Raw genomic sequence first — 10,028 nt, 5'->3', positions numbered from 1 at the left:
TTTAGCAGCAATTTTTTTCAATAAATTGGAGGGATTCTGTATGGTTGAGAAAAAGAGAAAGTGGGTAACAGTTGACGGCAACGAAGCCGCCGCGTACGTTGCCCACGCAGTCAACGAAGTTATTTCGATTTACCCGATCACGCCGTCTTCACCGATGGCGGAATGGTCTGACCAGTGGTCAGCCGCAAAGCGCCCGAACATTTGGGGAACAATTCCTCTCGTTCAGGAAATGCAGAGCGAAGCGGGCGCTTCCGGTGCCTATCACGGAGCGCTTCAGACAGGTGCCCTTTGCACGACCTTTACGGCGTCGCAGGGACTCCTTCTTATGATTCCGAACATGTTCAAAATCGCCGGCGAGCTTACCTCAACGGTTATGAACGTTACCGCCCGTACGATTGCAACCCATGCGCTTTCAATTTTCGGCGACCATTCAGACATCATGGCTGTCAAAAACACGGGATGGGCAATGCTTTGCTCAGCTTCCGTACAGGAAGTTATGGATATGGAACTTATTGCCCAGGCTTCAACGCTTGAAGCAAGAGTCCCGTTCCTCCATTTCTTCGACGGTTTCCGTACGAGCCACGAAGAAATGAAAATAGAGCAGCTTGAATACGATGACATGCGCGCGCTTATCGACGACGACCTCGTCCGTGCACACCGTATGCGCAGACTTACGCCGGAAGCACCGGTTATCCGCGGAACAGCACAGAATACAGACTCCTTCTTCCAGTCAAGAGAAGCCTGCACGAAGTACTACAAAGCAGTTCCCGACATCGTCCAGAAATACATGGACAAGTTTGCCGCTCAGGTTGGCAGACAGTACCATATCTTTGACTACTACGGCGCAAAGGATGCGGACAGAGTTCTCGTTATCATGGGCTCAGGCGCAAACGTTGCCCGCGAAGCAGTCGAAAGACTTAACGAAATGGGAGAGAAAGTCGGCGTTATCTGCGTACACCTCTTCCGTCCGTTTGACGTCAGCCGTTTCCTCGAAGCGCTGCCTGATACCACAAAGTCAGTAGCGGTACTTGACCGCTGCAAAGATCCTGCGGAAATCTGCGAAGCCCTCTGCTTCGACGTCCGCACTGCTCTTTCTGGAAAAGACATCAAGGTTATCGGCGGACGCTACGGCCTTGGCTCAAAAGAATTCACCCCTGCAATGGTCAAGGGCGTGTTCGACGAACTCACAAAACTTATGCCGAAGGACAGTTTCACGGTTGGCATCAATGATGACGTCAATTATTCAAACCTTGACTATGATCCGAACTTTGACACCGAAAATCCGAAATGCACACGCTGCCTCTTCTTCGGAATTGGTGCAGACGGCACAGTCGGCGCCAACAAAAACTCAATCAAAATCATTGGCGGCGAAACAGACCTTTATGCACAGGGCTATTACAGCTATGACTCAAAGAAGTCAGGCGGCATAACTGTCAGCCATCTCCGCTTTGGACCTGATCCTATTCACGCCAGCTACCTCATTAACAAAGCAAACTTCGTAGCCTGCCACGTATTCTCGTACATGGAAAAGCTTGACGTTCTCGCATCGGCTGCAGAAGGCGGCGTATTCCTTCTTGACAGCCCGTACAGCGCAGACGAAGTTTGGGATCATCTCCCGCTCACAGCCCAGAAACATATCATTGACAAGAAGCTTAGTTTCTATGTCATTGACGCTGTCAAGATCGCAAAAGAAACGGGCATGGGACGCCGCACCAACACGATTCTCCAGACGTGCTTCTTTGCTATCAGCGGAATTATCCCCGGCGGACAGGCAATAGACGCCATCAAGGCTTCAATAGTCAAGACCTATCTGCCGAAAGGCCAGGCAATTGTTGACAAAAACATCAACGCCGTTGACGAAACGCTTAAGAACCTCTACGAAGTCAAGGTTCCCGCGGCAGCCACCAGCAGCTTTGACCTCAAAGCTCCTGTGTCGGATGACGCGCCTGAATTCGTCAAAGAAGTTCTTGCACCGATGATGGTTCTTAAAGGCGATGATCTTCCGGTTTCAGCAATGCCGGCAGACGGAACCTATCCGACGGCAACGACGCAGTACGAAAAACGCAACATCGCAGTAGATATCCCTGTATGGGATCCCGAAGCATGTATCCAGTGCGGTAAATGCTCACTGGTCTGTCCGCACGCAGCAATCCGCGCCAAAATCTATGATGCGGACAAACTTGCGGATGCTCCTGCGACCTTCAAATCAGCAGATGTTAAACCGATCGGCAGCTGGAAAGAATTCGAGGGCAAGAAATTCACCATTCAGATTGCTCCGGAAGACTGCACGGGATGCGGCGTATGCGTCAATACGTGCCCGCTCGCAAAGGTCAAAGGAACGCTCAAGATGGCAGAACAGCTTCCGCTCCGCGAACCTGAAAGCAAGAACTGGAAGTTCTTCATGGATCTTCCCGATATGGACAGAAGCAAACTTAACCTTGACACAGTCAAGGATATCCAGCTCCTCCGTCCGCTGTTTGAATTCTCAGGCGCCTGCGCAGGCTGCGGTGAAACTGCTTACGTCAAACTTATTTCAGCACTCTTCGGCGAACGCGCCCTTATAGCAAACGCAACGGGCTGCAGCTCAATATATGGCGGAAACCTTCCGACGACACCGTGGGCAGTCAACAAAGAAGGCGTTGGTCCGGCATGGGCAAACTCGCTCTTTGAAGACGCGGCAGAATTCGGACTCGGCTTCAGACTTACGCTCGACAAACATGCTGAATACGCTTCAGAGCTTCTCCAGAAACTTGAGCCTGAAGTCGGCAAAGAAATCATCGACGCAATACTTGACGCTCCTCAGGGCACGGAAGAGGAAATCAAGGTTGTGAAAGCCAAAGTTGCAGAGCTTAAAGAAAAACTCAAAGCGCTCGGCACCGAAAAAGCTCAGGAAATGCTTACGCTTGCTGACAACCTCGTCCGCAAGACAATCTGGAACATCGGCGGCGACGGCTGGGCATACGATATCGGATACGGCGGACTTGATCACGTTATTTCGCAGGGCAGAAACATCAACATCCTTGTCCTTGACACGGAAGTCTACTCCAACACAGGCGGACAGATGTCAAAATCAACGCCGCGCGGAGCCATCGCGAAATTTGCCGCAGCCGGTAAATCAATGGGCAAGAAAGACCTCGCCCTTATGGCAATGACCTACGGTGACGTGTACGTCGGACGCATCAACCTCGGTGCAAATCCGGAACAGGCAATTAAGGTTCTCAGAGAAGCCGAAGCCTACAACGGACCGTCTCTTGTTATCGCATACTGCCATTGCATAGCGCACGGAATTGCGATGGACAAAGGTCTTGAGCAGCAGAAGAAAGCGGTGGAATCCGGACACTGGATTCTCATGCACTACAACCCTGAACTTAAGAAAGAGGGCAAGAACCCGCTTACAATCGACTGCAAAGAACCGACGCTCCCGCTTAAGGATTACATCTATAACGAGACGCGCTACAAACGTCTTACGATAACGAATCCGGAAGCAGCGGAAGCTCTCCTCAAAGCAGAAGAAAAAGATCTCCGCAACCGCTGGAACCTTTACAAATATCTCTCAGAGATGCCGGTGGAAGCATAGGAACAGAAAATGTCTTTCAAACAGGAGATCAAAGATTCTCAGGGTCGCGTAATAATGACCAAAATTGTTGAAGGCGAACAGCACAACAGCGAAGTTACGGTTGCCGAACAGGCAGCCGTAACTTCTCATGAAACAAAGGCTGAAAAAACTGCCGTACCGCAGCAGAGCCGCAGACGTCCCGGCATTACAGAAACTTGTTTCCGTGATGCACATCAGTCGATTATGGCTACGCGTCTTACGACTGAAGACATGCTTCCAATCTGCGAAGCAGTTGACGAGGCAGGCTATCATTCGCTTGAATGCTGGGGCGGAGCAACGTTTGACACCTGCATGCGCTATCTTGACAACGATCCGTGGGAGAGAATACGCGAGATCAAAAAGCGTCTGAAAAAGACAAAAACGCAGATGCTTCTTCGCGGTCAGAACCTCGTCGGTTACAGACATTATGCCGACGATACGGTTAAAGAATTTGTCAAACGCGCCGTAGGCAACGGTGTTGACATTGTTCGCGTTTTTGACGCGCTGAACGATCTCCGCAATATGGAGGTCGCGGCAAGAACAGTTAAAGAAGCCGGCGGCGAACTGCAAATGACAATCAGCTACACGGTTTCGCCTGTACATACGCTTGAGCGCTTTGCACAGCAGGCTGAAGACATGGTCGGAATGGGTGCGGATTCAATCTGCATAAAGGATATGGCAGGACTTTTGACGCCTGTCGCCGCTTCTGCCCTTGTCAAGGCAATCAGACGCAGGGTGTCTGTGCCTATTCAGCTGCACAGCCACTATACCACCGGACTTGCCTCAATGAGCTATCTTGCGGGACTCAGCGCCGGTGCCGACGTCATAGACTGCTCAATATCACCGTTTTCGATGGGAACCAGCCAGCCGGCGACGGAGGCAATGGTTGCCGCTTTGCGCGGCGGAGCTCTTGATACGGGCATAAAGCTTGAAAATCTTGTTCCCATTGCAGAACATTTCCGCGGGCTTGCCGAGAAATACAAGGACAAGATAATGGGAGTCAAGGGTGTTAACGTAAATATCCTTATGTACCAGATACCCGGAGGCATGTACTCAAATCTGCAGAGCCAGCTCAAAGACGCCGGCTGCCTTGACAAACTGCAGGAAGTTTTGAAAGAAGTGCCGAAGGTAAGAAAGGAAATGGGATATCCGCCTCTTGTTACGCCCACGAGCCAGATTGTGGGAACTCAGGCGACAATGAATGTTATCGCCGGTGAGCGCTGGAAAATGATACCGAAAGAAGTAAAACAGTATTTCCTTGGTTACTACGGCAGAACACCGGCGCCTGTAGATCCTGAAATTCAGAAGCTGGTTATCGGAGATGAAAAGCCGATTGAATGCCGTCCAGGCGAACTGCTTCCTTACGAGCTTGAAAAGGCAAAAGAGGAAGTGGGGTATCTTGCGCTGCAGGATGAAGACGTTCTCAGCTATATCATGTTCCCGCAGGTTGCAAAGGAATTTTTGCAGAACAAGTACGTTAAGGCAACCAAAACTGATATAGGACTTGAAGATATTGTTGAACCCGGAGTATATCCGGTGTAAAAATTAGCTGCTTTAATAAGGCAGGGACGCAGAATGGAGACATACGGCTACAGCATAAGACGGCTTGAAAAAACTGTTGACGCTGAAACTTTTGTGCGTAACTATGTTGATATTCCAAAGATTGCCGGTTACTGCGCAGAATGTTCCGAATACGGCAAAAACTGGGCATGCCCTGCCTACAAATTTCACGCAGAAGATTTATGGAAAAGGTACAAAACAGTCCGTCTGATAGGGGAAAAACTTACCCTGTCAGACGGTTTGAGAGATAAGAAATACACCGACGTCGGTGTTGAAGATTTCCTGAACGAAATGTTCACGAGAGAGAAAATCAAGATGACGCTCTTTATAAGGCATCTTGAAAACAAATACAGAGGCAGCAGAATACTTTCCTCTCTTATCTGTTCATACTGCAAACGCTGCGCAAGACTGGACGGAAAACCATGCAGACATCCGGACAAAATGCGCTTTATGATAGAAGGAGTCGGCGGCGACGTTGAAGCCATGTCAAAGGACTTGTTCGGTATTGAAATCCTTTGGACTAAAGACGGCGTTCTGCCGCCATACTACGTTATATTCTTTGCACTTTTGATGAAAGACTGATTATGGCAATATTTTCCTACACGACCGAAACAATGTACGCTGAATGCGATATGAGCCTGTTTATATCACATTACGTTGATGTGCCGCGTTTCCTTGAGTGCTGCAGGCAGTGCCCGAATTACGACAAAAAATGGTCGTGTCCTAATTTTAATTTTGAACAGAACGAATATTGGAAACAGTTTAATTATATAAAGTTTTTCGGAGTTAAGATGACGCTTGATCCGTCAATGCACGGAATGAAGTACGAGGGAGACGTTTTTTATTTCGTTAAATCCATGATTGCTGCGGAGAAAGGCAGACTTATGCAGCAGCTTTGGCTGATGGAAAAAGAAATTCCGGGCAGCAGAAGTCTTTTTGCCGGAGACTGCCAACTCTGTGCGGCATGTGCGAAGCTTGAAGGAAAACCGTGCAGAAATCCGAAGCTTATGCGCTACTCATTAGAATCGATAGGCGGAAACGTTCAGGCAGTAACGGAAGAACTTCTCGGAACAAAAATTCTTTGGGTGGGGAAAGACAATATTGTGCCGGAATATTTTACGCTTGTTTCCGCTTTGCTGATAAAATAATTTACAAAGGCAATACAATCAACGATTAGTGGGGGAGAAAATTTTTTATGTATTACAACACTGTAAAATCCAGAATATTTGCCGTTCTTTTAATTACCGCTCTGTTTTCTGCGGTAATTTTATCGGGCGGCTGTGACGGGAGTTCGTCCGGTACAACTCAGGAAGTGTCAGATGAACTGTTGGCGGAGGCAGGCTATTTCGGAAAATATCAGCCTGACAGCAATGAACTCTGTTTTAAGCTTGCCGAGGGCACTCAGCTTGACTGGAACGAGCATAAAGAGCAGCTTGAGGAGCAGTTCGGAATGGAACTTTTGGAGGTCGCTCAGCTTGAAAAGCCTGAAGAACAGGATAGTGACGACGTTTCACAGCAGAAAACGCAAAGCGCTGAAAATTGTTTAGAAACAAATTTACAGTATAATGCTGCGCCTCTGCTGCTTGGACAGGAAAATGACGCCAATGACGCAGCCGGACAGGAAATTCCGGCGGACAGCAGCAAACTTCAGGTGCTGAATTTTGGAATAGGGGGCAGTCAGGATGTGCCGCTGTCTTTTGTTCCGGCAGATTTCATGAGAAACAATCCTCAGCTCAGGGAAAGCGTTGAAAAACTGATTATTCCTGAAGATGTAAAAGAAATAGGGGCAAATGCTTTCGCTGATATGCCGAAACTTAGCAGAGTAGTAATTTTCGGTACACCTAACATAGGTGCGAACGCATTTGGAAATTGTCCCAATCTTGAATTTGTCAGTATAGGCTGCGGCAACTATCTGGATATCTACCGCGAGATTAAAGACGAAACCGGAAAAGTACGTCCTTCAATGCACGGTTTTATGCGCAGCCACCAAACCTCAGTATATACAATGGGCGACAGAACTTTTGCAAACTGTCCGAAGCTGCAAATTGTGGACTTTGGTTTTGTCGCGCCGCCGAAATTCGGAAACGCGGTTTTTGAAAAGACGCCTTTGCGTTGTATATCCGTTCCTTACCCGTTGCGGTACAAAAATATGTTCAAAATTGCGCTGCCTGCGGCGTATTCAAAGTATGTCGCTTCAAAAACCTGGATGGCTGACCTTCCCGACAATCAGCTGATTACCCAGCTCAGCATTCCAGGCACTCATGATTCCGCCACCTTCGGACTTACAAACATAATTGAAATGTACGGAAGAACACAGGGTTTGAACTTTGACGAACAATTTGACAAAGGAGTCCGCTGCTTTGATATGAGACTCGGCTACTGGGGACACTCTGAGCTTTACCTCGGTCATGCGTTCAGTGCGGGAATTGCTTTCTCAACAGCGGTGAATACAATCAAAAATAAGTTGAGAAGCAATCCGAAAGAATTTGCCATTATAGAATTTGCGTGGGACGGTACGCCGAGCAAGTCAAAATATGAAGATATGCAGAACGCTGTCCTGAAATACAACAACGACAAAAACGCGGTACTTTTCAAACCTGATTTGAGACTCAAAGACGTGAGAGGCAAATTTTTGTTTATGAACTGTGACGTGAACGACACAAAAGGCGTTACGCTGGACTCCTCAATATGCTGCCGCTGGGGTTCCGGTGTGTCAGGTATGAAATATGACGGAAGCGTTGGATTGCCGCGGACGCCAAAAGCAGCTAAAAACGTTTCGTGGACGCAGAACAAATGGGAAATAAAAACAACGGGAGCCGATATACAGGACAAGACGGACAAAATATTCAAAATGTTTGACGATTTCGCAAGGCAGGTAAAAGAGAAACCCGAAGAAAGCGTGTGGTGCTTTAACTACATTTCCGGATATCTCAGCGTCCCGCACGATTTTGTAACAAATTATCCGAAAAGCGCCCAATTTCAGAACATACGAGCCGCGAACTACATAACAACAAATCTTGATGGTCCTGCGGGCATTGTTGTCATGGACTATGCAGGCATACCCAACGGCGACAAACGGACTAAAAGAGCGCCTGCCGGTCAAACATACAATGTTAACGGCGACGAGCTGCTGAACGCGGTAATTAACCATAACTTTGCAAAGCTTACTACATTTTAAGCAGTTTGCTGTATTTGTATATTAATCTGTGCTTAAGAAAAAAGGTTCTTCACAATTTTGTGAAGAACCTTTTTATAAAGCATGGATAGTTTTTATTCTTCCTCTTCGGTACCGCATTCCGTGCTGCCTATGTCGGCAAGCTCAAACGGAGTGCCCTGATACACTATGTAGTTGACCCAGTTTGCGTAAAGCAGATGCGCCGCGCTGCGCCACGTTACAAGCGGCTCCTGTGTGTCATCGTCGTTCGGGTAATAATTTTCGGGAACGTGAATCGGCAGACCTGCCCTTTTGTCACGGATATATTCCGCTTCGAGCGTACGCGGGTCATATTCTGAATGTCCCATAATAAAAATCTGACGCCCGTTCTTTGTCATACAGGCGTAAAGCCCTGCCTTTTCAGACGAACAGAGTATGCGAAGCTCCGGCACCTTTTCAACGTCTTCCCTTGCAACAGTTGTGTGTCTTGAATGCGGCACCATAAAAACGTCGTCAAAACCGCGGAAAAGTATTGAGCGTTTGTATTCCACCTTATGCGGGAAAACGCCGAACATTTTTTCCGGCAGAGGGCGTTTCTGTATTCCGAAATGGTAGTAGAGCCCTGCCTGTGCGCCCCAGCAGATATGGAACGTGCTGTGAACGTGAGTTTTGCTCCATTCCATAATTTCAACGAGCTCCTGCCAGTAATCAACCTCTTCAAATTCCATCTGCTCAACGGGAGCGCCGGTAATAATCAGTCCGTCGTAGCGTTTTTCCTTGATGTCTGCAAACTCCTTGTAAAATGCGAGCATGTGTTCTTCCGACGTGTTCGCCGCCTGATGCGTTGCCGTGCGTATAAGCTCCAGCTCAATCTGCAGCGGTGTGTTGCTCAGCAGACGGGAAAGCTGCGTTTCGGTCTCAACTTTTTTCGGCATGAGATTAAGCAGCAGAATTTTCAGAGGACGTATGTCCTGCGAAACTGCTCTTGTCTCCCGCATAACGAAGATGTTTTCGTCCCGCAGCGTTTTTGCCGCCGGCAGAAGATTTGGAATTTTAATTGGCATAATTATTTGCTCCCTTCGGTATCAAATAATCACTTGAAAGGCGTTACTTGAAAAAAACTGACTTTCGCTGCGCGACACTTAAAAACAATATTGGTAACAAAAATTATATTATTTCATTTCTTGTACCATTTTATCTTGCTCAATAACTCTGTTAATCGTACGATTTAATACAATGCCGAATGCATCTATGCACCGCAGAATATGTTTGCATTCAGTTTCAGAAATGTACTTGCGATGTTCACAAATTATAACCTGTGTTTTTAATTCTGCTTTGGACCCCCTGGCAATGTACAGAAATCTCAAAAAATCTTTTGTGGAATTACGCGCCTGTCCCTCGGATATATTTGACGGTATTGAAATGACAGCACGCCGCATCTGATCGGCAAGCGCCCAATTTTCCTTTGTGGGGAGTTTGTCAATCAGATCATAGATAGTATCCACAAGTTCCATTGCTTTTGACCAAGCCGCAATTTCTTCCAAGGTATGCACCTCTTCTTAAGTGTCAGCGTAAGCTGAAAGTAAAAGCTTTTTTAAGTGATTATTTTACAGGTGAGTGCTATTATTTTAGCACTTTTCCAGCGCCTGTTTAATGTCTGCAATCAGGTCTTCTTTTGCTTCAAGACCACAGGACATACGGACAAGACCTGCGGGAATG

The 10,028-nt window shown here is 47.6% G+C and carries 8 protein-coding genes; 5 read left to right on the top strand and 3 right to left on the bottom strand.

The genetic code is table 11. The features are described 5' to 3' along the window. The first annotated feature begins 40 nt into the window (after positions 1 to 40). Genes nifJ through KBS54_04475 form a run of 5 tightly spaced genes read left to right on the top strand, consistent with a single transcriptional unit; the run spans position 41 to position 8,333 of the window. On the top strand, positions 41 to 3,577 hold the full coding sequence (nifJ, locus tag KBS54_04495; protein ID MBQ0055388.1) for a pyruvate:ferredoxin (flavodoxin) oxidoreductase: 3,537 nt from the start codon (positions 41 to 43) through the stop codon (positions 3,575 to 3,577). 54 nt (positions 3,578 to 3,631) lie between these two features. Continuing rightward, complete coding sequence (locus tag KBS54_04490) at positions 3,632 to 5,137, top strand: pyruvate carboxylase subunit B (GenBank protein ID MBQ0055387.1); 1,506 nt, start codon at positions 3,632 to 3,634, stop codon at positions 5,135 to 5,137. A 33-nt stretch (positions 5,138 to 5,170) separates the two neighbouring features. Then, positions 5,171 to 5,737: a hypothetical protein gene (locus KBS54_04485; protein MBQ0055386.1), complete on the top strand. Its 567-nt coding sequence runs from the start codon at positions 5,171 to 5,173 to the stop codon at positions 5,735 to 5,737. Positions 5,738 to 5,739: 2 nt separating this feature from the next. Continuing rightward, a complete protein-coding gene (locus KBS54_04480; protein ID MBQ0055385.1) occupies positions 5,740 to 6,303 on the top strand; it encodes a hypothetical protein in 564 nt (187 codons plus the stop codon). A 47-nt stretch (positions 6,304 to 6,350) separates the two neighbouring features. Beyond that, a complete protein-coding gene (locus tag KBS54_04475; protein ID MBQ0055384.1) occupies positions 6,351 to 8,333 on the top strand; it encodes a leucine-rich repeat protein in 1,983 nt (660 codons plus the stop codon). Positions 8,334 to 8,425: 92 nt separating this feature from the next. Here KBS54_04475 and metA read toward each other — a convergent pair whose 3' ends face one another. From metA to KBS54_04460, 3 genes are all read right to left on the bottom strand, one after another. After that, the gene (gene metA / locus KBS54_04470; GenBank protein MBQ0055383.1) at positions 8,426 to 9,373 is read right to left on the bottom strand and encodes a homoserine O-succinyltransferase; all 948 of its coding nucleotides are present in this window, start codon (positions 9,371 to 9,373) and stop codon (positions 8,426 to 8,428) included. A gap of 108 nt (positions 9,374 to 9,481) precedes the next feature. Next, positions 9,482 to 9,823 (bottom strand): four helix bundle protein, encoded by a 342-nt coding sequence (locus KBS54_04465; protein ID MBQ0055382.1) that lies wholly within the window; start codon positions 9,821 to 9,823, stop codon positions 9,482 to 9,484. Between the two features lie 114 nt (positions 9,824 to 9,937). Then, entirely contained in the window at positions 9,938 to 10,027 is a 90-nt protein-coding gene (locus tag KBS54_04460) for a PLP-dependent transferase (protein MBQ0055381.1), read from the bottom strand. Position 10,028: the final 1 nt, after the last annotated feature.

Source organism: Candidatus Equadaptatus faecalis, from assembly GCA_018065065.1.
In the GTDB taxonomy this organism is placed as follows: domain Bacteria; phylum Synergistota; class Synergistia; order Synergistales; family Synergistaceae; genus Equadaptatus; species Equadaptatus faecalis.
Note: the sequence above shows the minus strand (reverse complement) of the source record. Positions and strands in the feature narration are given on the sequence as shown.

Coding starts and splice junctions, on each gene's coding strand:
- nifJ (MBQ0055388.1), top strand. CDS start 41: ATGGTTGAGAAAAAGAGAAAGTGGGTAACAGTTGACGGCAACGAAGCC.
- KBS54_04490 (MBQ0055387.1), top strand. CDS start 3,632: ATGACCAAAATTGTTGAAGGCGAACAGCACAACAGCGAAGTTACGGTT.
- KBS54_04485 (MBQ0055386.1), top strand. CDS start 5,171: ATGGAGACATACGGCTACAGCATAAGACGGCTTGAAAAAACTGTTGAC.
- KBS54_04480 (MBQ0055385.1), top strand. CDS start 5,740: ATGGCAATATTTTCCTACACGACCGAAACAATGTACGCTGAATGCGAT.
- KBS54_04475 (MBQ0055384.1), top strand. CDS start 6,351: ATGTATTACAACACTGTAAAATCCAGAATATTTGCCGTTCTTTTAATT.
- metA (MBQ0055383.1), bottom strand. CDS start 9,373: ATGCCAATTAAAATTCCAAATCTTCTGCCGGCGGCAAAAACGCTGCGG.
- KBS54_04465 (MBQ0055382.1), bottom strand. CDS start 9,823: ATGGAACTTGTGGATACTATCTATGATCTGATTGACAAACTCCCCACA.